Origin of the sequence: Bacillus sp. FSL E2-8887, from assembly GCF_038007205.1 — a bacterium.
GTDB lineage: Bacteria > Bacillota > Bacilli > Bacillales > Bacillaceae_G > Bacillus_A > Bacillus_A mycoides.
In genome coordinates, this window is sequence record NZ_JBBOWS010000003.1 from 37,764 (window position 1) to 62,895 (window position 25,132).

Consider the following 25,132-nt stretch of genomic DNA (forward strand, 5'->3'; position numbering starts at 1 on the left):
CAATAAAAAATAAGCGCACGATTACGCTTATTTTTTATCCGTATTATTTTTATTTTTGTTCACGATATCTCTCCAACTTTTGCCTGTGTTTTGCCCCATCTGATAAAAACGCTTTGTATTCTGTACCGTTTCAGAATTATGAATCCGATCTTGCACTCCTATTACCTTTTGTTTCACCGATGATGTTGTATTTTTAACTTTATCCGTTGTATATTGTCCTAATGTCCGTGTTTCTTGATTTCTACTTGCTGCCACTTCCTTATCACTTTCATAAGGAATAATTGGGCTACTATGTGTCACCGTTACATTGTCGGCTGGTGCCGGGCTACTTCCACTTGGTACTGATCTTGGTGTTTCTACCGGTGCCGGGCTACTTCCGCTTGATACTGGTCTTGATGTTTCTACTGGTCCCGGACTACTTCCGCTTGGTACTGGTTTTGATGTTTCTACTGGTCCCGGGCTACTTCCGCTTGGTACTGGTCTTGATGTTTCTACTGGTCCCGGGCTACTTCCGCTTGGTACTGGTCTTGATGTTTCTACTGGTCCCGGGCTTCCTCCACTTGGCACTGATCTTGGTGTTTCCACTGGTCCCGGGCTACTTCCACTTGGTACTGGTCTTGATGTTTCCATTGGTCCCGGGCTACTTCCGCTTGGTACTGGTCCTGCCGTTTGACTTCCTTCACTCGCTCCTTGTCTTACTGTTCCTGGTGTTTGGCTTCCTTCATTCGCTCCTTGTCTTACTGTTCCTGGTGTTTGGCTTCCTTCATTCGCTCCTTGTCTTACTGTTCCTGGTGTTTGACTTCCTTCACTTGCCCCTTGTCTTACTGTTCCTGGTGTTTGACTTCCTTCACTTGCCCCTTGTCTTACTGTTCCTGGTGTTTGACTTCCTTCACTTGCCCTTTGTCTTACTGTTCCTGGTGTTTGACTTCCTTCACTTGCCCCTTGTCTTACTGTTCCTGGTGTTTGACTTCCTTCACTTGCTCCTTGTTTTACCGTTCCGGCTGTTGGATTTCCTCCACTCGCTCCTTGTCTTACTGTTCCGGCTGTTGGATTTCCTTCACTCGCTCCATTTGCTTTTCCAGCTTCTTTCATTTCATCTTGAAGACTTGTTGTTCCCGATTCTTGCCCATTTGCCATCCCAGGGTTTTCATTCCCTTCTTTTTTCATATCTTCTTGAATAGATGGAACACCACCATTCTCTTTATTTTCTTCCTTATTTAAGTCCCCTTTTTCCTTTTCCTTATTTGCTACATCATTGCCTTGTGTTTTTTTTTGATCCGCTTTTTTCATTTGATCTTGCAAGGACTCTTTATTTTCAGACTCATTCCCTTTTTTCAAGCCACTTATAAGACCAGCCATGCCACCTGTTGCCATCGCTGCTGCACTTGCCGTTTTAGCTGCTGCAACACCCGTTCCTTCTGCTGCACCTTTCGCCCCTTTTCCAATCATATTCCCTAGACTCTTCATTGGTTTTGAGTTTGCAAGAGCGCCAATTCCTTTACCAAGTGCGAAACCGCCTGCTATACCACCTGCTAACATGCCCCAACTGCTCTTTAATCCAATATCTATACCGAATAACCTTTCTACAACCGCCGGGCCATCTAGAACTGCCATACTAAATGCCGCTAATGCAATCAGATACGGTACACCATTTAATTTGTCATGGAGAAACGCCGTTCCCATTATATATAGCTTCAAAGATAGGAATATCATAATCGTTGCTATAAATATATTGAGGATATTGGATAATACGGCTTTTAACTTTTGACCATTCGCAACATCCGCTGGTGCTAATATGTTCGCTAACAAGTAGTTAAATGCCAATTCATAAAATAACCTAGCTAATTTAATACTCACCAATAACAAAGTTGCGCCAGTTATCAGTAAAGTGAAGAATATGTTCCAAAAATTCCAATGCCAGCGATAATACTTTTCGGGAAAGAAATCAAACCAGCCATCTTTCAATTCTGCTAAAGATGCAACTCCTAACCCATCCATTACTCTTTTATTTTTTAAGATTTCCTGTCCATCATCTGTTAACTTTTTATCTTTTGCAAACTCAAAATCCGAATCAATCTTTTCTGTAATATCAATCTGTCTAATGTTTTTTTCTGGAATATGATTTTTCGGACTCATGTCTTCTTTCTTTTTCCATTTATTTTCATCTATTACTGCTATATCTGTTATGTTCTTCTTAATAATTTCATCACTTAAAGAACCCTTTTGTTCTGATTTTACAACTGCTATGGCATCATCGGTGAACTTATCAACCTTTGTCATACCAGTACTTAATAAACAAAGTACACTCAGTGTTACAAAAATATTGATGATAATTTGAGAACGGTTCATTTGTTTGTTCATAATGAACATGTAGCCAATATATAAAAATGATATGGCTAAAAGAACGACAAACAATGGATATAACATATCAACAAAATTTTGTATTTCCGGTGAATTAAAGAATCCTTTAATCCCCAGTATGGCATCTGTGACACCTTCTAAAGCATCTACAATTAAAGATAAACCTACAATTAGGAACCATCCTAACCAACGCAATACATAATTCACGATGTCTCCTACTTGAAGATAATCCGAGAACGCTTCTATAGTTTTTAAAATCTCTTCATCTTTCACCATTTATCCTCCTCTCATGCTTGTTACTGCCCTAATACTTCCTTTGCTGTCCAATTCACTCTTTCATTCAGTTTGTCAATACGAATAATCAATTTTCCTTTTTGTTCCCGATCTACTGAAAGGAAAAGAACTGCATCTTCTAGACCAAGGATGACCTCATTTTCTTCTGTAACAAATGGCGAATAACTATCTAAAATCAATTGCATTTTATCCGTTATTGTCGGTACGCACATTCCCTCTTCCTCCTTTATGTTTGGAATCAAAAAAGCACTCAATTATTTGAGCGCTTTCTAACTTGTTACTTGTTCTTTTTCTTCTAAATCACGTAAGATTCGATTAATCTTGTTTTCGACTGCTTGATAAACACTTTTGTCGATGTGGTCATTGTGAGCTAACATTTGAAATTCACTGTAAAACTCGCCCATTTCTTGATTTTCAACCTCATCTATTGCTTTCCCTAACTGTGCTAAAAAGAACTTATCAACCAGTTTCAAAACCGCTAAATCAGATTCAAAAAATTCATTAACCGTTTTTTCTTTCCAATTTTTAATGGAGAGGGAATCAAACGGGCTATCTTCCTGCTGAAACGCCTCTTCCGGAATCTCTTCATCAATTCCCATCATTGTTGGCTCTTCTACTGGCTGCGGTGTCTCTACTGGTGGCAAATCTTCCTGTTCTGGCTCTGATGGTTCTTTCTTAATTTGTTCTTCCTTTCTTTCTCTTAGAAAATCTACAATAAGTTTTTTCGGTTCTACATCATCATGTAAGGAGTCGATATCTATATCTAAAATAGATTTATCTGTATCGAACTCTTTCCCTAAGTACTCCCATCTATATTTTAAAGCTGTTTCTCCCGTATTATAAATTGGACGTGGTCTGATACGCTTTCGATTATTATCTTGACGTTTTATGACACGAATAACAGCACTTTCTCCTTCTTTAAAACTCATAAGCTCATTTGCTGTTAATAACGGTCGTTGATCTAAACCTTCCGTTTTATTTTTATCTGTAGAAAGACCTTTTCCACTTCGAGAAGGTAGATTAATTGTCTGATTCCCCAGCTTTTTGGACACTTTTTCTGCTGTTTCTTGATCGTTTGTTAGAATGTAGATTGTATTCCCACAGTTTCCATCAATCGTATCTGCATCATCTCCATACTTATTTTTTATTTGTGCGTATGCTTGAACAACAAGGTTAAAGCGAATATTTCTACCGAGACAAACCGTAATAATATTCGCCATTCCTTCAATACTCGGCATGTTTCCAAATTCATCAAGTAAAAATACTACTTCACGGTGGCATTCTCCCCCTCGAGCAAGGGACGCACCCTTTGCCAATATAAAATAAAGCTGCCTTACAAAAATAGAAGCAATCACATGATTCGAAGAATCAAAGTCTGGTGTAATCATAAAAATAGCGACTGGTTTATCGAAATAATCCACTTTTGTTATTTTCATATCTTCATTTTCTTCTACTACTTTAAATTCTGTATGACCCGTTTTTTCATCTATTTTTGTAATAGAAATAGATGTTTTCGTTTGCGGATTTTCCTTTTCATTACATTGAATGGTATCTCCAACTTTTATTACTTGTTTGAAATCTAATGCAAAACGTCCTGTAATATCTGCCTTGATAGACTCCTTTGAGCCATCTGGAAATACAATTTCTACTCGTTTTCTAGATGTCACTTTTCCTTTTATTGTTTTTCCAAAACCGACACGTTTTAAATCCACACTATTTTTTGCTGTCATTTTAGCGATTTCATCAAATGTAAAAATAGAAAGTCCGTTCATTGTTTGGGTGAAAATTCCCCCTCGTGTCGTTCCTTTCGAGAAGTTTGAGGTTGCATATTGCATTTTCGCAACACTATCCGCTGGTAAGCCTTCAAAGTATAAATCTAATGCATTTTGTGGATCTGCATCCGGATCTACGATTACCTCTTTTGAACCAAGTTCTGATAACATATTTGCAACTGCATACATTGTAATTTTTTCTTCTGTACCTTCTGCAATACATTTATCCGTAACAGCTAGTATCATGGCGTTACACAAGCTCATAGCGCACTGTTGCCAAAAAGGATCTTTGACAGTTGGGTTGTAATACAAAGTGTGAGAAAGTGTTTTACATAGTGCTTGCGCTGTTGAATAATCTCCATCTTTATAAGCATCTTTGACAAGCTGCAATAAGTTATAACTCATAGAATCAAGTGGGTTTAACAAGTTCAAAACTTCAATGTGATACCCTCGTTCTTCCAGGGTATCTTTCGATGCCGTAAATAGTTCCCCTTTTGGTGTATTAATAATTAAAGAAGGTTGATGCTCCGCCCTGGAATAAACATCAATTGTAGGAAATACATAAGTTTCCCCTTTACCAGAGCGTGTTGTACCAATAATTAAATTGTTTACCGGGCTATCATCAATAAATACCTTATCACCTAGTCGGGAGATAACGACACCACCGCCACCTTTAAATGATTCCTCTCGATCTGGTACAGCTCGATACTGCTTTTTCAGCTCTTCAACTATTGTAAAACGACTAGATCCTTTCTGATGATTATTTAAGTTTTTAAAGGAAGATTTCAATTTGTACACTGTTCTCGCTATAGTTCCAATCACTACAAGGAAAACAAGCAAGTAGTAAATTGGATGCTCTGCAATTGGCATCTGAAAAAGAAATCCTACCTCCATATGAAATGGTTTTGGATGTAATAAATCACTAAATGTTGTTTCTATCAGCTCTAAAGATAAGTTGAGTAAAAAATTAGCGATTAAAAACATTCCAACAAACAAAAAAGCACTCAATGGAATGAGTACTTCTTTTTCAGCTAATTTATATTTGATTGATATCTTTTCACTATACATATCAGAAAATCACCTCAGTTCACTCTAACTTTTCATTTGAATGGTATCTTTTTTATTATTTTCCACACTTTTTCTTTCTATTTCTTTCTGATTTAGTAGTTCACGTACAATATCTTGTGTAACTTGTTGTAAAAAGACTGTATACACAATAAAAGCAAGAACCATCATTCCAATTATAATCATCAATTGTGTAAGTAGTTCTGTCATTTTTGCTCTCCTTTCTCTAATAAAACTTCTAATTCGTTATAAAATTTCCATTGTTTGTATCCCATTCGAAGAAAGATAAATACAAACGGTGTGGACATCAAAAGTGCTACTAAAAACGTAAGTCCTCGTATGGGATGCTCTTCTAAAATCATCATTATGTCAAGTAAACCAATTGTAATTACAATCAACAATGGTACTTCCAATAATAATGCTTTTTTAGTCAATTTCTTATTCATAATTCCTATTTCAAGCATCAGTATTAAGATATAAAATGTACCAAAAACTATGAACGCTATTACCGTATGCTTTTTTGTCCACGCATCACCAAAAGCATTGATTCCCCAAATCATATGACCAATACCTATTGCTGCTAATAATATATAAATTCCCCAACTTACCTTAGCCCCACGTGATATCCATTTTTCCACCTCTATATTCCTCCCTAAATAGAAATTAAACAACTAGTTAATTTTTTCTTTACTTCTTAAAACCAAAACCCGAATCATAATTATATTTTTCATACTCTGTTATCTTGTCAAAATCATTCGTTACATCTAAAGATATGATGTATCGAAATTTCTTAGTAATTTGAGCATCTGTTGGCATTTGTTGAAAACTCGCTATTACTTTTATATCGAAATCCTTCATTTGTTGAAGAAAGTATATAAAATCTTCCTGACATAAATAATTGGTTTCATCTACAATTACATATTCAAATTGTTTAGCTATATTTATCACATCTTCTGTAATTTTAAAATTCCTATATCCCTCATTTGATTCACAATCTAAATATTGTAAAGTCACATGCCCCTCTGTTGGCTTCTCTAATTCTTCGTATTCCTTCAATGGATCTAACACTAAAACTTTTGATAAACTTAAAGCCATTTTCTTCAATTCCCTCGTTTTCCCTGTTCCCACTCGACCTACCACCATTAGACTTTTATCTAGACTTGAAATTTGTATTAAATTTGCACTATTAACAAACATCTATATGACCCCTTTCATCAAATTAAAAAGGTACTCTTTTTATGAGTACCTTTTTGACAATATCAGTTGGTTTTTTCTTTATTTACTCGCTACCATCTTTTCATTTTGTTTCAGAACTGGCTTTTCTTGATTCGTTGGTTTCTCTGGATTTGTTGGCTTTTCCGGTTCCGTTGGCTTCTCTGGATTTGTTGGTTTTTCCGGTTCTGTTGGTTTCTCTGGATTTGTTGGCTTTTCCGGTTCCGTTGGCTTCTCTGGATTTGTTGGTTTTTCCGGTTCTGTTGGCTTCTCTGGATTTGTTGGTTTTTCCGGTTCTGTCGGCTTCTCTGGATCTGTTGGCTTTTCCGGTTCTGTCGGCTTCTCTGGATTTGTTGGTTTCTCTGGTTCTGTCGGCTTCTCTGGATCTGTTGGTTTCTCTGGTTCTGTTGGTTTCTCTGGATCTGTTGGTTTCTCTGGATCTGTTGGTTTCTCTGGATCTGTTGGTTTCTCTGGATCTGTTGGCTTCTCTGGATCTGTCGGCTTCTCTGGATCTGTTGGCTTCTCTGGATCTGTTGGTTTCTCTGGATCTGTTGGTTTCTCTGGATCTGTTGGTTTCTCTGGATCTGTCGGCTTCTCTGGATCTGTCGGCTTCTCTGGATCTGTTGGCTTCTCTGGATCTGTTGGCTTCTCTGGATCTGTTGGCTTCTCTGGATCTGTTGGTTTTTCCGGTTCTGTTGGTTTACCTGGATCTGTTGGTTTTTCCGGTTCTGTTGGCTTCTCTGGATCTGTTGGCTTCTCTGGATCTGTTGGTTTTTCCGGTTCTGTTGGTTTACCTGGATCTGTTGGTTTTTCCGGTTCTGTTGGTTTACCTGGATCTGTTGGTTTCTCCGGTTCTGTTGGTTTACCTGGATCTGTTGGTTTTTCCGGTTCTGTTGGTTTACCTGGATCTGTTGGTTTCTCCGGTTCTGTTGGTTTCTCTGGATTTGTTGGTTTCTCCGGTTCTGTTGGCTTCTCTGGATTTGTTGGTTTCTCCGGTTCTGTTGGCTTCTCTGGATTTGTTGGTTTCTCCGGTTCTGTTGGTGGCTCTATAGGTGGTTTTGGTTTTTCTGTCCCTGTATTTTCCGTATTACCATTCTCACCTTCCGGTGTAATTGGTGGGTTCACAATTGCGTCTGGTTTCTTCTCTGTTGGAAGAATATCCCCTATACTCGCTACTTGAGAATCAATATTTTGATCGCCAAATGCAAAATGATCTCCGTTTACGGTGACTTGTGGCTTATTATCCGTAATAGCTGCAATCACATTATCTTTTGCTGTATCTTGAATTGATTTATCTGTCGTTTCTTTATCAAAGAGTGCTAGAACACGAGAAGTGGTGTCATCCCCATTTTGAAGATTACTTACAATAGATTTTTCTTTAAAGTTAATTTTTGATTTATCCAGCTCTTCGAGTACATAAGCAACTTCATTATCCTTACTTTGAATTGCATTCTCTGTAATTGCTTCGAAATCTTGTTTGTTCAGATTTTCTTTCTTTTCCTCCGACTTATTTTTATCTACCTTTTTTGTAATAGCTGATTTACTTTTTGATGATTCCTTACTTCCAAACCAACTGCACCCTGTCGTACTCAATATCAATGAACCACCAAGAAAAACAATTCCCATTTTTTTGTACAGATTCTCATAATTTAAAGGCATGTTATTCTCTCCCCCTTAGATGTTCTGTAGATCTTTATCAATTTTTTCAATCTTAGCTTTCTTTTCCTCTTCACTTATCGTAGATTGTTGAATATCTCGTTTCTCTAATTCTTTGACCTCTTTCATTACGTTTTTATTTCCTTGCGTTTTGGCAAAAGAATAACAATCTTCATATTTTTTTAGATGTACAAAAGCTTCAACAATGAGTTTTTCACGTCTACCGTCCATATTGACTTTCCCCTTAAGCTTAATTACCTCCTCATATTTCTTATTAAGCGCTGCTTTTTCAAAGTCGATTACATCATTTTTGACATCAATTTCATTGATTTTATTCATATTGTCTATCCCAATAAAATAAGCAACCACACTTTCTGCAAATTTCGGCTCATATTGTAATGCCTTATTTGCCTTTCCATTTAATAAATAAGTAAATAAAACTGCCTTCTGACTATCTTTATCTAATTCTGTGTAATTGACCTTATCGAAGTATTTAACGGCTTCTCCATACTGTTGAATAGCTGCCTGTTGTAATCCTTTTACTACATATTGTTCAGATCCAGCATTTGCACTCGAAACTGGCTCGGAAGAGAATAACTTAAAGGCAAATATGGCACCAGCTCCAATTAACACCACGCTTCCTATGACACTCGCAATAATCTTGAATCCTTTTCTATTTTCCTTTCCAGGCTTTATTTGTGTTTTCACTTCATCCGATGGACGATAAGAGGGCTCTTCCTTCCTTTCTGGTAATTCTTCTTGATATTCATATTCTTCATGAAAAGGAGAATCATTGATTTCCCTTTCTAACGTTTCTAACAGCTCCTTTTTTTGTTCCTCTTGTTCTGGATCTAATTGCATCACATTCATTTTTTTAGAAATGTGATCAAAAATGTGATCTGCATATCTCGAACCAAGTGATAATGTACCGTTATAAATTTCATTAGAGTGACCATCTAACAAATCGAAATCAATATGTTCTTGCCGCCCTGCCTCTCTATAAACTCGTTCTAATCGTTTCGTTAAGGTATAAGCTTCATGAAAAGAATATTGCTTACCCGACTCAATTTCTGTTCCATTACTACTATTAAAAATGACAAACATGGCTTCTCCTTTCTCACATTTACTTTAAATTCCAATGAAAAAAGGCAACAAAAAAAGCCATACCCTTTGCATAGCTTCCTCATTGCCTTATTTATATTTTTTCACTATTTCATCCAAAGAAACGGGAACATGATTTGACCGAATTTAACATTAGTATTTACGCTTTCCGCTAAGTATTGGCATCCCATTACAATAACAAGTCCGACTGCCCCACCAATAAACCACCAAACACATTTATGTCTTCCTCGTTCACCGCCCCATATTAAGAGGTAAGCGCCAAAACAAAAAACAATTGCTGTACTAACTATTGCTCCTCTTTGCATCCATGTAATAAATGAAGTACCCGTATTAATTAGACCATCCATCGCATCACCTAGCACTAACATTTGAGCTACTGTTTCCAACGTTGACATATACATTCACTCCCTTTTCATTTTTAAATGCTTATACGTTACTAAGCTGACTTGGCTCATTTGGCTTGCTTTCTTCTTTTACTTCTGCTGATGTTGCCTTATAAGCTTGTAAAGCTTTCATTACAAGATCTTGATTTTCTTCAATGTATTTCTGATGATGTAAATGAAGCCAATGGTTATAATCCTGACCATTGGCTCTTAGTAAGTTTGCTACCATATCTTTTTCTTTTTTTAATTCCCTCTGTGTAATCGCCACTGTATCACCACCTTTCAATGATTACGTGATTACTTCTGATATTGCTCTTTGCAATTTTTAACAAAAAAACTAAGTTCATTTTCAAGTTCTGATGGTTTAATTTGTGGAATTTTAATATCTTTTTTTAGTTTTCCTTTTTCATAATATGCAAGTGAATCTCTTTTTTGCGATAAGCCCCAATCATAAGGGTTGCTTGAACCTGGTACATCTTCACGCTTTTCATCTAATTCTTGTATCTGAACCTTTTCTTGCTGCGCTATTTTTTTTACAGCATGAAGCCAATCCTCCCTTTTTTTCTTAGTGGAATTTAACATAACAAAACCTGTGCCATCCTCACTCATGAACTTCTTCATTTCTAACGGACTAAGTTCCATTACTTCCCCTTTTCCCGAACTAAAGACAAATGTTGAACCAATACCAATTGCAATTAACAGTCCAACAACAGCGGAAATGATCCACCCTTTACGACTCATACATGTTCCTCCCTATGTCATATTTTTATAAGCGATTTTGAAGTGTGATGAGACACGTTTAAACTTCAACATCTGTCTTTATTTTATAACATTTAAAGGAAAGTGGGATAGAAAATGGAAATATCATTTATGGCTGGAATGACGAACCCTGTATTGGTATGCGTATAGAAACTAACCCCGACCTAGCTTCTATATGCCCAATACCGCACTACGTATTTTGGCATGAACGTAGAACCTTATGTATCTACTGTTTGTATGGTTTATCGCTTCTTTAGAATGTCAAAATGGGATATTCCTCACGATCACTAGCGCAAACAGATTTTTGATACAATGCATTTCCAATGGTCACAGATATGAGTTTTACGTACGCACTCTTCTAACGATAATCGTATACCTAACCCCTCTAGTGACCGTTTCAAGGGAGGCACGCATATATATTGAAAGCCGTATATCATCCTTCTACATCATTACTGAAAGGAAGATATACGCAATATATATCTAAATTGTCAAAGAGCAAATTACTTTGTGCTATGTTCTCAGCACACTTCAAAATCGCTTTTTTTATTTACACTTTTGTTTTACGGCTACTAATTCCGCTTGTTTATGTTTCCTTTTTGCGATCAAGTTTTGATGTTCGTCTCTGACAGAACGCACTTGATAATAAATTTGAGCTACATTTTCAATGCTTCCTGTGTTATTTTCAATTGCGATGGTGCCTTTCAGTTCGTATGTTTTTCCATCAAAAGTTTTGACACTATGAGCTTGTGATGCGGCAATATCATAGAATGTGAGCCTTTGTTCTTTTCTCATATGAACGCCTCCTATTTTTGATAAAGAAGGGAGAAAAGCGCTTCTCCCTTGTATAGTTTTCTAGCCATCTAGATAGGATGAAATAGTGAACGAGTGCTTCATATCATGCTAGGATTGTTGTGTTGTACGAAGTGATAATGCGTTGTGCTGCCTCTTTTCCGTATATGTGCTGTAATGCGGATTGAGATTCAACTACGATTGAATGATGAATGTGGTATGTTGCGCTTTCTTGTAAAAACTGCTCCATATGAGGGATCGGGTACAAATCATATTGATGAAATACCAGGTTAATCGGTCTTATATTCTTGCATTCTGTTAGATACTGAAGAAAATTGGATAATGCTTCTCCTCTCTCTTGATACGTACTTGTTTCCGTTTCTATACTGATATACACAACTGATTTTTTCTTTACATCCATTTCAAGCGTTTCATAACCAGACAGTAAATTATGTTTGAGTATGTGATACCCTTGCTCTTGTTTCTCTTTGTATGTGTCTTCAAAAAAGATACCTTTCGGATCAAAAATGAAAATAAAATCATCATTTGTTTCTTTTACACCTTCTATGACCGATTTATAAGCCCCAAATCGAGCTTTTATCACACCTGCAACCTTTTCCCTTTCATTCATCTCTTTCAACGCTCTAATCACCTTTGTATACTTCTTAGCTACGCCTAACATGTATTGCACTCCTTCCTATTTCATTTTCCTCTTCTGACTACTACTGAAACCAAAAATACTCTTTTTGTTCCTCTTGCTTTTCACGTTGATGTTTTTCAAGAATGTATAGCAAAGTAATAGTTATCGCATCCCTTGTTTCTTTTGAATAAAGACCTAGCTCATGGAAGATATGATAAGCTGGATGCTCATTCTCGAGCGAATTTACTACCTCTACCAAGTTAGCTTCACTCTCATACATTTTTTCCGTGAACTCAATAACTTTTTTCACATCTAGGTAATATAGGTTTTTATGCCGTTGATTCAGATACAAAATACTTCCTGCCAATAATTTTGTAGCGGATTCTATCCAATAATCATGTTGCTTTAATGGTTTCATTACAGTTTGAGCGATTGAAATTGCTTGCATCAATTCTTCAGGTAACCAAGCACTCTTGCGCCGCATAACGCCTTCCCCAGGTTTCCCTAAATTTTTCATTTTACCGACGTAGATTTCTGACATTTTATTTCATCTCCCTCTCGGTTTCTTATATCTTGCTCCCTATCCAAAAAACAACTGTCCAAATGGGAATTACGAGTATACATGCATTACGAAATCCAATAGCAAAACCAAGCGGATTTTCATCTATTTCACTAAAACGAGCTTGGTATTTTGTCATATACTCTTAGTCCTTTCATGATTGAGTTTTCTTGCGATTTCTCACTGCAAATACAGCTCCAATTAAGCCAAGTACGACACATGCAAGACCGATCCATTTTATGTATGGATTTTCGGCTTTACCGCCTGTTGTCGGAAGATACGTTTCAATTTTCTTTGGTGTTTGTTCTAGTTGTGGTTTCATAACAATCTGTTGTGGTTTCTCTAGTTGTGGAATGACAGGTTTTTCGGTTACTTTTGGTTGTTCCGGTACCTGTGGTTGTGGCGCTTCTGGTTGATCTGGTTTTTGTGGTATTTCTGGTTTTTGTGGTTGTTCTGGTTGTGGTGTCTCTGGTGTAGGTGGTGTCGGTTTCTTCTGATCCTTCACCGTGTGCTTAATAATTTGACCATCCTCTTTAATTTCAAAAGGGAATACTTCTTCATTCAGTAAATATCCGTCTGGTGCGAATGTTTCTTTATATGTGTACTTTCCATATGGAAGTTTGAATTTTGCAATGCCGTTTTCATCCGTTTTTCCTTTTGCAACTTCTTTTCCTTGTTCATTAAAGATAGTAAATTCAGCGTTAGGAAGTTTATTGTTGCCATCCGCAATATCTACCTTACTAATCTCCAACTCTCCTGTTATTTTCTTGTTTTTCGCTGTTAGCATGACTGTCTTTCCTTGTTCCGAGATACTAAAAGGAATAGGTTCTTTGTTTAACACATAGCCGATTGGTGCTTGCTTCTCAACAAATGAATATGCTCCAAATGGTAAGTCTTTCACTTCAATCAAACCGTTTTTATCACTTTTGTGTTCACTAATTTTCTTTCCTTTACTATCTTGAAGAACAAACACCGCACCCTCTAATTTTCCACCTGGATTCTCTCCATCTACTTTTAGAAGTTGCACGTTTCCTTTTACTTCTTTATTTTCGACTGTGAAAGGTAAAGTTTTTCCTTGTTCTTTAATTTCGAATGGATATTTTGTTTGATTAAGAAGGTATCCTTCTACCCCTTTTGTTTCAACAAAATAATACTTTCCAAATGGAAGATCCTTCATTTGTGCGATTCCTTGTTCATTTGTAGTTGTTTTTGTAATTTCTTTTCCCTCAGCTGTATACACTGTAAACTCTACTTTTGGAAGAGTTTTTCCGCTGTCACTTAATTTCTTAATTTCGATATTTCCTTTTACCTTCGTGTTTTGTACTGTAATTGTAGCAACCTCACCTGTTTTAACTTCAATTTGTTGTGGTTGCCCATTTAGTACATATCCAGTAGGTGATTTTACCTCTTTAAGAGTATAAGTTCCGATTTCCAAACCGGAAAGGCTTGCTGAACCTTGCTCATTTGTAGTCATTGTGCCTACTTTTTCATTTGCACTGTTCATGACTTCAAATACGGCACCTTGTAGCAATTCTTTTTGTTCTCCAACTTTTACAACTTTCAATCCACCAAGAGATTTCCAGTTTACTTGTAGATCGGCACTTACTTTTTCCTCATTTTTTTCTAAAAGGACTGTTGCATCTTGGACTTTATCTGTTCCTTGATAAGCGACTGCCTGCAAATTAGAAAGATTAGATGTTACTTTTAAGGAAAAGTTACCTGTTTGAGAGGATTTCGGTATTAGAATACGGAATTGTTCTCCTAAATTGAATTGTTGTTTTGCTTCACCTTTTGTTGAAACAACTTTCGTTCCATTCGGTGCATTAGCTAGTTGAACTGTAAATACACCGTTCTTAGCGTTACTTTCAATTTGATACACTGTCGTTTCAAAGTACTCACCGTTTAACTTTGCTTCTTGATTGTCTGTTGGTGTTACATTCATGTACACGTCTTGTGTTTCCTGGCTTGCATTTGCCCCATCAATAATGGTTTTTACGGCTTTTGCAACATTCCCATTGCGATGCTGAACTTCGTTAATGTCAATTTGACCTAACGCTGCCCAAACACTAAGCTGTGTCGCATAATGCGCCTCTTTCCAGTCAGAAACTCCTAATTCTTCTGGACTCTTTTGCGGATATCCATTTAGAAGAACTCGGTACACAACATCATCTGTGCGCCCCATCTCTGGAAGATCATTACCGTTGGGACTTAATTTTCCATAAGTTAAACAATACGCAATTTGCCCATTCGCATTCTTCAGTAGTTCTGTCCGTAACTCTTTCCCATACATGGGACTAAAACTCCAATTCATTTCGTATTTCTCACGATTAATGACTTCAGCACTCGCTTTCGTAAGTGGAAATACAAAATTTAAGACAATTAGAAGCATACTCATGATAATGAGTAACGTTTGATACGATCGTTTCAACATACTAACAGCTCCCTCAAATGATATGCAGTTTTCAAAGATCAGATGTTAAAATTGAATATTCGGACTTTATTTTTCAAAAAAATAACTACAAAATTGTACCTTTTATAGATTGTTCATTTACAATATAAATGTATAATTATTTTTTATGAAAATAATTCATTCCAACTTTGCTCGATAATATGTTGCAAAAAAAAGGTTTTCAACTGGTTCTCCAAAAAAATCCGAAATACTTTTTGCCCGACTAGAAATTAAACCTTTTCTACCCGATTCAACATCATATAAAGTGCTAACTGGGATTTTTGAACCTTTGGAAACCTCATTAATTGTATAACCTTTTAATTCACGAAATTCTCTTAAAACTGTCAAATGTCTCACCCCCTTATTTACAGTTTATTCGTCTTTGAGCCTAAAGTCAACACTTAAAGTTCATATTTAACACACTTTTAGTGTATTTTCCAAAAACTATCTTACTATGCGAAATTGGAGTGATAATTAAAATGACAATCGATGAAAATATTGTAGGGAAAAACATAAAAAAATTAAGAGCTATAAAAGGAGTAAGCCGAAAAGAAATGGCTGAAGATTTAAATGCTACATATAGAACTGTATCTAGCTGGGAAACTGGAGAAAAAACACCACGCTTAAATAAATTAGAGGAAATTGCTAATTATTTAAATGTCAGTGTCCCTTCTTTATTAAAAAATGAAATTCCGGATGAAGACCTCTTAAAAAGTATTAGAGGCGAAGATCCAGTTGAACGTTTAGCCAGACTACTCTATGAACGATACATGAGTGTACCAGATAAACATAAACCTCGTATTGAAGAAGAATTATTAAAATATGCTAGCCAATTAAAAAAGCAAGTTGAACAAGAAGAATAGGAGAACCTCATTCCAGAGGCTCTCCTATTCCTCTTGTTCGTAACTCGCACATAACTCCATAATTTCACTAAAAGTTTGTAAATCAATCGTTTTTACAATCTCTACTATTTCATTTACACTTAATCCTATTCTCCCCATTGCTGCCCCTCCATTTTTTATTTTTACATTGTGAAAAGTAACACAAAAGTTTCATAATTCCACATGTAGATATTTATAAAACAGTTTATAAAATCACAAAAGACACCGTTCAAAACGATGTCTTTTGTAAAAATATAAAGTTTAATAATAAACAGAAAAATCATCCACCTCCACCAGGATCAACCATCATTCTATAAAGCTTATACTGTTTCCCAGAATCTTTAGCTTGTTGGGAGTACTGTTGTGTTTCCATTTTACCTAGTGAACTATTCACTACGGGTAATAACAGTATAGCGGCTACTATTAATACGTATAACTTTTTCACCATTTCCTCACCATCCCTTGACAACTATATTATAATTTCCGAATATTAGTTATATATTACTTCAGCAAATTTCACGTACAAAAAATCATTATTTGCTTTAAACATATCTATAGATTGCTCAATTAAATGTATATCTTTTTTAGCCATTCCTAGATAACATGTTTGAAGTGGCGTTAACATGTTCTTTTTTAATCTAATTTCTTCTAGTATATTTATTGCTTGTTGATATTTTCCTTTTTTGATTAAAAATAAAGCATACTCAGCCGGATGTAATTTATCAAAATCTATTTTATTTAAATCTTTCCACCAAAAGATTCTAATGAAGTTAATATCATTTAGAGCTATATTGTATTTCAAACTACCTTTAGCACCCTTCAATACATTTAACGCTTCTTGAAAGAAATACAAAGATTTCTTATAATCAGAAAACATGAGGTTTTCTCCACTCCTAATATTCAACAAAGCTTCCATGACAGGGAAGAAATTTATATCCTTATGTGTTCTTAATTCTCCATTTTCTCTTACAAATTGTAAAGAATTATTTTTCCTTAATATTGAATAACTCCATAGTTCTTTTACCCAAAATCCGTATAAACTCTTTAAATAAATATTGGTTACTAATTTATCATCCATTATATTATTCTCAACTCTCGACTTATAACCTTCCATTAGTCCAAAATCCCCTAAATCACAAAGAATTAACATACTCAGAATATCACAAAAAATTTCTACATCCGCATTTGAATTTCTAGCTTTTTGGACATCCAAGTACACTTTTCTGACATTTCCCCCTTTCAAGCGGTCGATATATAAATTAAAAATATCTGCAAACCGTCTCATTTCTAAATCCTTGCTCTCTTCACATATTTTAGAGAGATATTCCATTAATACTATGTGATCGTTCAAATGAGCAAGTGCAAATGCAACCTTCACATTTATGTTTAATCTATCGTCTAACGTACCTAAATAATCAATTATTTTTTGTTCTTGTTTATCTTTATCATATGCAAAAATGACATAAGCAATTTTCGAAAAAGTATATACAGATATTTCTTTGTCCTTATTAATCCAATTAGAAATTGTAGATTTAGCAACCCCAATTTCTTTTGAAAGATCAGTATATGTCCTATTTTTAGATGATAAATAATCATCAATTTCTTTGGCTAATTTCTTCATGTATTTTCACCTCGTCTTTTTTCACGAACATTCAGAAACGTACATATAATCAAGAAAATTATACCACATTACCCAAAAACAAGTGTTTGCTCAAATATTAACAGAATTTTCCGTTTATTAATTGCAAAAAATATGAACTTAGGGTGTTGATATTATTCACATACAATTGTAAAATACAAATAACTTATCTATGCACGAAAGTTTTTTAGAAAACAAAAAATAAAACCCCACCGTCCAGTTTTTAATTGGCTTCTAGTTTGGCGACCGGAACCAATTAAAAACTCCTAAGATAGGGTTTTAATTCACACTATAAATATATGTGTTTTTCTATAATATCATACTTGATATTAAAATTATATCATAATGCATATACAATGTGAATATAAAACCCCTGTTTTTCCTGTTTATTTGCGGTGGGAAATATAGGAGGTTTTTTCTGTGTTATTGCACAACTTTTTGCTCAGTCGAGCAAAAGCGGAACTAAGTCCCCACATCAATCACTTATCAAAGAAAACTGGGGCTATTAATCAATCAATTAAGAAAGTTATTACTTATATTGATAATGTTGTCCTAGAATATGAGGGTGTTACTACAAAGGATTACCTCACCAAACGTAAGTATGAAGCTTTAGAAACAGTTTTATCATACCTAGTACAAGAAGGATATTCCCAAGTAAAGCAAGATCATATCAGCAAAAAATCAGGTATTTCAAAACCTCTCATTAACTACGTGTTAACATGGCTGCAAGATCTGGGAGTATGCCAACAAATTAAAGTACGAAGACATGGTAAGATTGCCCCTTCAATTTACATTTTATCCATACATAACAACTATTTAAAAATTATTGAATACTTCAAGATAAAATGGGCTGTAGCAATTGATGTGTGCTCTACTTTCACTGATTTTCTAAGTAAAAAACTCTTTAAGAAAACTGTTGTAGCCAATCACAAAGATATAAAGAATGATATACCAGTCTCGTCTAATTCTGTAGATATTTTCAGCGCAAACAAACAAGCGAAATCAAATACGGATTGTGAATTAAAAGAAAAGAATAACAGATTACAAGATTTAGAAGAATATTTAAGTGAGGATCAGAGAAAGGCTTACTACTACATTTTAAGTCAAGAACTAAATCATCTTAGTGAAAAGGATGCATACACAATTGCTTTAAGGATGCCACCTTATATCGACCGCTATGCTAGATGGGATTTTGAAGAATGTGTGCAATGGTTCCAATACAATGAAGCTCAAAATAGTAATCCCGCACATTTTATAAAAATGTTTGGACAAAAATCAAAACAAAATTGGGAACGAAGAAATCATAACGCAATAGAAAAGAATTCCCTACATGGTACAAATAAAAAAAGAAAATTTCTTTTCTATAATTTCTTAGAAGAGAATAATTAAATTTTAAAAATTATACTAGTATGTAGCCTTGCTTAAAAAAATCAAATATAGCAAGGCTATTTGTCATATCCTCTTATAAAAGGTCATAAACTTGTTATTTTTCGACACAAGAAACTTCAAAATACAAATCATTTTATAGAATCTTTCTATGAAGTCCCGTACAATTTACGTATACGATTAACCGTAATTTATTTATGGATAATTCGTCATTTACTATCAAATTTAATTTGAAATTTACTAAGAGAAAATCCTGAATACCTTGCCAGAGTATGTTTAAAGGCATCATAATTTATTCTAATGTTTTTATTGGTTATACTTATTAAAACAAGATTTATTTAATATAGCATTCTGAAAATCTTTCTGTATTGTCTAATTTTAGGGAATCCGATTAAACTTGCAAAACATATAAATAATTATGTAGATTCCTATTATTGGCTTCCCTAAAATCTGATGAAATTCTATTTGTTTCAAATTAAGCACATTAATATGCTCCCCTTCTTCCCCCACTTCTAATATCATTAGCAATTGAATGCATTCTGAAAAGATGGTCCATACTAATAAATGTGAACTCCTAAATAGGGATTTGTAAAATCATTTCGATCTAAGACTAAACACCTCTAATGCCCGGCAGATTTTGTAAAAGTCTAAGACACCCCCATAAGCCATTCTTGGCGAAGATTAAGCCGTTTTAGGAGCCAGGAATATTACTAGTAATATCTAGAATTATCCCTTTTGACCCTCAATAAAGGACTTATAATTGTTATATATAAGAAACTCAAAATAATTATTCAAGATTTAAATAATACGTACCTTTTAAATCGAGAATTATTATTCACTAGTAAAACGCTACGTAAACGGATAGCATTCAAATAGATTTCCTTATTAACTTTTCATGTATTTTAAATTAAAAGAATATTAACTAGATACTAATTCTATTAATGAAAGCTTTGATTCTTGCACATATATCTAGTAAAATTCTTATATTGGAAACAAACTTCTAATAATAAAATTTCAAGTAATTCTTTAATTATTGTATAATCTAATAAATATTTTCTTGTTTTCAAAGGTGAACGTTATGAAAACGGATAGCGTTTATAATTTAATTAACCTCAATACTAGATACATAGACTAATCTAATACACAAGTATCTGCACAGGAAACCTTTTGAAAGTAATTAAAAATCTTACCTTGTAGCCCTATAAAGATTTCTATTTTTAGAGGAATGATCCTCCTAATAAAGAAAGAATATCTAACACACAAATAATGGAGGTGTGAAGTTTGGAATATGGATATTTTGCACAAGAAGTAGCAAAGCAACTAGATATTAACACTAATACACTTCGTAGATGGTCAATTGAACTAGAAAAAATGGAGTACATATTTGAAAGAAATGAACGTAACCAACGAATTTATTATGAAAATGATATAGATATTTTAAAACAAATGAAGGAATACCTAAATCAAAACTGGAAATTAGAAGAGGCCGCTACACGAAGCATGGATATAGTCGAAGAAAACGCCAAAAAAACGGATAGCGTTCAAGAAGAACCTGATACTGAAGTAACACTTCAGCAACGTTCACAAACGGATATTTCAATAATTCAAGATAAGTTTTCCTATATGTTTAACCAACAAGAAAAAATTGTACAACAAAACCAAGATATTATTAATTTACTATTACAGGAACGCTCAGAAAAGGAAGAAAAAGATTTACAAATTCAGTTACTACAAGAAAAACTGGATAAAACAATTCAATTGTTAAATGAAGATCGCCAAGAGCAACAAGATAACACTAAGAAAACGTTCATTCAACGTTTGTTCAATCGAAACTAATTCGGATATGCATTTTCTATCAAATACATATCCGAATTAGTAAAAAAATAAAAAAAGCGGTAATTACCGCTTTTTTTATTTTTTTAACTCATCTTCACAATGCTGAGTGTACATTTTTCAAAAGGAGTTCCTCTTATATCTTTTTTTAATAGCCATTTAACTTTGAAAGTAAAACATTTTTTTATAATATACATCTAACTAACACTCATCAAACGTTCATATAGCTATACATTTTTACTTAGCTTCATACATACCGTCTTTGTACATTGAAGAGAAGGTAAAGTGATTTAATTTATAATATTATTAATTGAAAAAACCTCAAGAATTCCTGTCTTTTATCATCCTTATCCAAAATACTTTTCTAAATTCAAACGAATCAAAAACATCTTAATCCCTTGATATTAAAAGGCCGAACGCGCCATGAACGCCTAGCGTTCATGCTAAATTCCAGTGTGTATATACTTAAATTCTATATAGTTGTTCCTCAACTCAAATTTTAATTCGATCTTGTATGAAATTTGAAGTATCGGTTGCAATTTTATTGCGTTTTAAGGAAATTTCAGCGTGATCACAATTATATACATATCTCTTTTGCCTTTCCTGTGAATTCCAAATATTCTCAGTATCGTTAATATCAACATATTCATCATACTTTGCAGAAATCAGCAAATTCTTTTATCGATTTTTAGGGAAGATTGACTAGGTTCTATAATTTCCCAACATTTTAATAAATCTTCATAGGAAACTCCATGTTTTTGCAAGTCTTCTTTAATATTTTTACCAGGTCGTGTCTTCCATATTAAGTGCGACATTCGATTAGCATACAATAATGTTACTAATTAAAGCTTTCATTATCGCTAAATAATTGAGCTTTATGAACGCTATTAATAAATTTACATTATACAACCCAAGCAAGGATATCTTAACAACTTATGGTAATGGATTTAATAGCTTATGAACGCATAGCGTTCACGTTTTGCAAAGCATGAATTTAACGCTTTGCAAGCACTCATACTATATTTTTTTAATCTTGTTGTAATGAAATTATATATTTAATACTTAAAAGATTATCTTCTATATTTTATTATTAAGATAGCTCTTTGTAACACTAGTTTTACAAAGAGCTAAGATATGTTGAAGAGCGTTTACTATATTAAAATTTGGTTGTCATTAAGTACTGATCGTTATTATAGCGTTCAGTATATGTTGCAATGAATCTTTTAACCTTATATATAATGATCCAGCTTTAATTTTAGCAACTAATATATATGTAGTTATAGCTCAGATCTATCTTATCCAGACTTCATTGATATGCCGTCATAACTATATTAATTTGTAGATTAATTCTCGGGATGTTCCTTAAATTATGCTTATTTATTACAAATATTGAATGATAAACTCATTTGTATCATTTAAATAAAACTACAAGGTCAAAATAATGTCCTCCTAAATTTCACAAACAAAGCCTTCTTGATCATCAACTTGTACATCTTTTATCAAACTTTATAAACTACCTTAGTATCAGTCGCATTTCTCTCAAAAAACTCATAAACGTTGATATTAAAAGGATAGTCGCTACAAAAACGGATAGCGTTCACGTAATGTTAAACACTAAAATAACACTTCGATAACGTTTATACGGTAGGGAATTCAGATACATTCTCTAAAACATCAAATTCTCTTGAAAGTATTAAACTTTCAAATCCAACTACTTTATTTGCTAAAAATGAATTTCAACTTAAATAATTGAGTTGGATCATATACAAAATACTCACTCTAATCGATGCTTTCATTATTACTCTCTGAACACTACAACTTAAGCGGCCTATCAGTTATTACTCTAGACCTAGAGAGCAATACCAAACTTTATTATGTAAACTGTGAACTCACATTATATACATGGATCAAAGAAAGCAAAACGCCCTAAATTAGTTTACTTGCTCTATGAAATGACACCTACAAAGAAACAGGAAAAGGATTAACTTATAATTCTTGCTCTGCAGAGCTCACCCAACTAAAAAGGCAAACTGATACGGGAAGCAAGTTGTGGTTACCAAAATAAGGACGTTAAAAATCTAAAACTTCGTGAGTGGGATTGCTCTTCTTGTATCCCATTTCACGATAAAGATGTTAACGCAGGACCTAAATCTTAGAAACGAAGCTATTCGTCTCTTAATCGTAGGAATCTCCCGCTTCAAACAGTCCGTAAGAACATTAAGTGGTGAGTAGTTCAAGAACGCTATGACAACGTATGCTCTTAATTAAAAATATATCATAACAAAGTTACATTATACACCCGAAGCAAAGATATCTTAGCACCGTATATTAATGGATATAACGACTCATGAACGCATAGCGTTCAATAAGTGTGCAATGAATATCTTAGTCCTATATAACGATACGATTTAGACATAATGATGCAATTTTAATATTAGCAACTAATTTATGTGTCGCTATAGCACAGATCTATATTCTCCAGGTTTCATTGATATGTCGTTATAGATATATTAATTTATAGATTGGTTCTTGGGATGTTCCTTAAAGTATGTTTATTTATTACAAATATAGAATAAGTAGATCGTTTGTATCATTCGCATCCCTCTCAAAAAACTTATAAACGTTGATATTAAAGGGATAATCGCTATGAAAACGGATAGCGTTCATGTAATGTTAAACACTAAAATAACACTTCGATAACGTTTGTGCTGTTAGGGGATTCGGATACACCCTCTAAAACATCAAATTCTCTTAAGAATATTACAATTTAAACTTTTAAGTCTAACTTTAATTTCTAAATATACCTTAAAGGAATCCTATCAACGAATATAGAAAACTTCTCCAGGACTTATACAAATGAAGTACCAAACATACTATTAACTTTAAAAAAGTAAATCTATCCAATACACTGAAATGAAATATAAAATAAATATCTATTATATATTTCATTGGAATAGAATCCCTAACACACCAACTCATAAAATAACATTAATCCTATGAATATTTTAATTATATCCAAAATATATCTATTTTATATTTTATTGATATCAATTCCTTTCAAACCCTTGATTTCATTCTGATTTTAAGTTATAATATAGTTAATGAATATAAATAAGAAATAAAAATTATAGAGGTGATGTATAATGACAGATTTAAAAGGGAATAATCTTCATATAGACATTGAAGGCGATATTGGAAACGATTCTTTTAAAGGTTACATCAATGGTGAATACATAAAAATGAAAAACGTATATCAAAGCGTTTACTCAATGCCCAATGTAACTGAAACAAACACTCAAAAAAATGTAATCAATTTAGTAGACAACATGTTTGTAAATATTGCTAGTAAATCAATTAGAAGATCCGGGATGTATTTTATTGGTAATCGAGCAATGCTAACAGGGAAGAACCCAAAAAACATGAACATTAAAGTAGGCCAAAAATATAATGATGATTTACCGTTAATTAATATGCTAGGACTAATTGCAAATAAATCAGTTCAGCTTGAGTGGGAAAGAACTGAACAACTACCACAATCAATTAATGTGACTGTTGATCTTATTTCAGCTATTCCAGCAAGCCAATGGACACCTGTAAATGCTAAGCACCTAGAGCAACGTTTTACTAATTCAAATCATGTTGTAGTTGTTTATGTAGGGGACGAACAAGTAACGGTCAGCTTAGCATTTAACAGTGCAAACATTACTCAAGAAGGTGTTCCTCCTTTATATGCAATCCTTGAAGGCGAAGAAGATATGTTTAGTGATTTTATTAAACTATATAAAGACAAACTTGAGGTAGAGACTGTAAAAAAATCATTCTTTAAGAACAAAAAAATCTTGCATAGTGACATTGGAGATGGAACAACTGAGTATATATACACAGTTGGCGTAAATCCAGTAATTGATGCTTGTAGTGGAGAAAGACGTGGAGTTGGGCATGCTACAGAAGAAGCTGTTAAGCTATTAAACCAAGAGCGTGGAACAAACATTAAACGCCAACAATTCTCACAAATCCTTCAAGATCCAGACCATAAATATCATGAAGAAGCAACTGGGTACTTTAATATCACAAAAGTGGAACAGGCTGAACTTATCTTAGAAGATACAGGTGAAAAATATGTAAGTAATACAGCTAGTGAAGCTGAAATTTTATGTGTATATGGTGGGGGAAGTGTTACTTTTAAAGATGAATTATATGACCAATTATTAGAGTACTGTGAGCGAGTGGGTATGTACTTATTATGGATTCCAGAAAAATATGCTGTAGATATGAATGCTAGAGGGATGCAAGTTATCAAGAAAATTCTTACTCGAAAAAAGGTGAGATAAT

22 protein-coding genes and 1 pseudogene are annotated in these 25,132 nt (G+C 34.0%); 5 read left to right on the forward strand and 18 right to left on the reverse strand.

Annotated features, from left to right (window positions below; genetic code table 11):
• Positions 1-27 precede the first annotated feature (27 nt).
• The 17 genes from NSQ08_RS29345 to NSQ08_RS29425 form a co-directional block, all read right to left on the reverse strand.
• Positions 28-2,634, reverse strand: a complete 2,607-nt coding sequence (locus tag NSQ08_RS29345) for a pLS20_p028 family conjugation system transmembrane protein (RefSeq protein WP_340780587.1) — start codon at positions 2,632-2,634, stop codon at positions 28-30.
• A 23-nt stretch (positions 2,635-2,657) separates the two neighbouring features.
• A complete protein-coding gene (locus tag NSQ08_RS29350) occupies positions 2,658-2,867 on the reverse strand; it encodes a hypothetical protein (RefSeq protein WP_201040208.1) in 210 nt (69 codons plus the stop codon).
• Between the two features lie 57 nt (positions 2,868-2,924).
• Positions 2,925-5,495, reverse strand: a complete 2,571-nt coding sequence (locus NSQ08_RS29355) for a VirD4-like conjugal transfer protein, CD1115 family (RefSeq protein WP_340780590.1) — start codon at positions 5,493-5,495, stop codon at positions 2,925-2,927.
• Between the two features lie 24 nt (positions 5,496-5,519).
• Complete coding sequence (locus NSQ08_RS29360; protein ID WP_340780591.1) at positions 5,520-5,702, reverse strand: hypothetical protein; 183 nt, start codon at positions 5,700-5,702, stop codon at positions 5,520-5,522.
• On the reverse strand, positions 5,699-6,130 hold the full coding sequence (locus NSQ08_RS29365) for a hypothetical protein (protein ID WP_262787234.1): 432 nt from the start codon (positions 6,128-6,130) through the stop codon (positions 5,699-5,701). Before NSQ08_RS29365 ends, NSQ08_RS29360 begins: the two co-directional genes overlap by 4 nt.
• A gap of 49 nt (positions 6,131-6,179) precedes the next feature.
• Positions 6,180-6,689, reverse strand: coding sequence for a hypothetical protein (locus NSQ08_RS29370; RefSeq protein WP_262787233.1), 510 nt, complete (start codon positions 6,687-6,689; stop codon positions 6,180-6,182).
• 78 nt (positions 6,690-6,767) lie between these two features.
• On the reverse strand, positions 6,768-8,363 hold the full coding sequence (locus tag NSQ08_RS29375; RefSeq protein ID WP_340780593.1) for a hypothetical protein: 1,596 nt from the start codon (positions 8,361-8,363) through the stop codon (positions 6,768-6,770).
• Between the two features lie 15 nt (positions 8,364-8,378).
• Positions 8,379-9,464: a hypothetical protein gene (locus tag NSQ08_RS29380; protein WP_262787272.1), complete on the reverse strand. Its 1,086-nt coding sequence runs from the start codon at positions 9,462-9,464 to the stop codon at positions 8,379-8,381.
• Positions 9,465-9,568: 104 nt separating this feature from the next.
• Entirely contained in the window at positions 9,569-9,877 is a 309-nt protein-coding gene (locus NSQ08_RS29385) for a hypothetical protein (RefSeq protein ID WP_215575560.1), read from the reverse strand.
• A 31-nt stretch (positions 9,878-9,908) separates the two neighbouring features.
• Positions 9,909-10,133, reverse strand: coding sequence for a hypothetical protein (locus tag NSQ08_RS29390; protein ID WP_262787271.1), 225 nt, complete (start codon positions 10,131-10,133; stop codon positions 9,909-9,911).
• Positions 10,134-10,162: 29 nt separating this feature from the next.
• Entirely contained in the window at positions 10,163-10,606 is a 444-nt protein-coding gene (locus tag NSQ08_RS29395) for a hypothetical protein (protein WP_262787270.1), read from the reverse strand.
• Positions 10,607-11,167: 561 nt separating this feature from the next.
• Positions 11,168-11,416: a hypothetical protein gene (locus tag NSQ08_RS29400; RefSeq protein ID WP_113710522.1), complete on the reverse strand. Its 249-nt coding sequence runs from the start codon at positions 11,414-11,416 to the stop codon at positions 11,168-11,170.
• A gap of 103 nt (positions 11,417-11,519) precedes the next feature.
• Positions 11,520-12,095 (reverse strand): TraM recognition domain-containing protein, encoded by a 576-nt coding sequence (locus NSQ08_RS29405; RefSeq protein WP_340780595.1) that lies wholly within the window; start codon positions 12,093-12,095, stop codon positions 11,520-11,522.
• Positions 12,096-12,135: 40 nt separating this feature from the next.
• Positions 12,136-12,594 carry a TRAG family protein gene (locus tag NSQ08_RS29410; protein ID WP_340780596.1) on the reverse strand — a complete coding sequence of 153 codons (459 nt, stop codon included), beginning with the start codon at positions 12,592-12,594 and terminating at the stop codon, positions 12,136-12,138.
• 25 nt (positions 12,595-12,619) lie between these two features.
• The gene (locus NSQ08_RS29415; RefSeq protein WP_309515460.1) at positions 12,620-12,751 is read right to left on the reverse strand and encodes a hypothetical protein; all 132 of its coding nucleotides are present in this window, start codon (positions 12,749-12,751) and stop codon (positions 12,620-12,622) included.
• A 15-nt stretch (positions 12,752-12,766) separates the two neighbouring features.
• A complete protein-coding gene (locus NSQ08_RS29420) occupies positions 12,767-15,043 on the reverse strand; it encodes a SpaA isopeptide-forming pilin-related protein (protein ID WP_340780598.1) in 2,277 nt (758 codons plus the stop codon).
• 156 nt (positions 15,044-15,199) lie between these two features.
• On the reverse strand, positions 15,200-15,409 hold the full coding sequence (locus NSQ08_RS29425) for a helix-turn-helix domain-containing protein (protein ID WP_340780599.1): 210 nt from the start codon (positions 15,407-15,409) through the stop codon (positions 15,200-15,202).
• Between the two features lie 131 nt (positions 15,410-15,540).
• On the opposite strand from NSQ08_RS29425, the gene NSQ08_RS29430 reads away from it, so the two are divergent.
• Positions 15,541-15,924: a helix-turn-helix domain-containing protein gene (locus NSQ08_RS29430; RefSeq protein ID WP_340780600.1), complete on the forward strand. Its 384-nt coding sequence runs from the start codon at positions 15,541-15,543 to the stop codon at positions 15,922-15,924.
• A 508-nt stretch (positions 15,925-16,432) separates the two neighbouring features.
• Here NSQ08_RS29430 and NSQ08_RS29435 read toward each other — a convergent pair.
• Positions 16,433-17,563: an AimR family lysis-lysogeny pheromone receptor gene (locus NSQ08_RS29435; RefSeq protein WP_340780601.1), complete on the reverse strand. Its 1,131-nt coding sequence runs from the start codon at positions 17,561-17,563 to the stop codon at positions 16,433-16,435.
• 438 nt (positions 17,564-18,001) lie between these two features.
• On the opposite strand from NSQ08_RS29435, the gene NSQ08_RS29440 reads away from it, so the two are divergent.
• The 4 genes and pseudogenes from NSQ08_RS29440 to NSQ08_RS29455 all read left to right on the forward strand — a co-directional run bounded on the left by NSQ08_RS29440 (position 18,002) and on the right by NSQ08_RS29455 (position 25,131).
• Positions 18,002-18,970, forward strand: a complete 969-nt coding sequence (locus NSQ08_RS29440; protein WP_340780603.1) for a Replicase RepFR55 — start codon at positions 18,002-18,004, stop codon at positions 18,968-18,970.
• Between the two features lie 1,278 nt (positions 18,971-20,248).
• Positions 20,249-20,803 (forward strand): MerR family transcriptional regulator, encoded by a 555-nt coding sequence (locus tag NSQ08_RS29445; RefSeq protein ID WP_340780604.1) that lies wholly within the window; start codon positions 20,249-20,251, stop codon positions 20,801-20,803.
• 2,045 nt (positions 20,804-22,848) lie between these two features.
• A pseudogene (locus tag NSQ08_RS29450) lies at positions 22,849-23,032 on the forward strand (hypothetical protein); the annotation flags it as partial.
• 911 nt (positions 23,033-23,943) lie between these two features.
• Complete coding sequence (locus NSQ08_RS29455; RefSeq protein ID WP_340780605.1) at positions 23,944-25,131, forward strand: ParM/StbA family protein; 1,188 nt, start codon at positions 23,944-23,946, stop codon at positions 25,129-25,131.
• The last annotated feature ends 1 nt before the right edge of the window (position 25,132 follow it).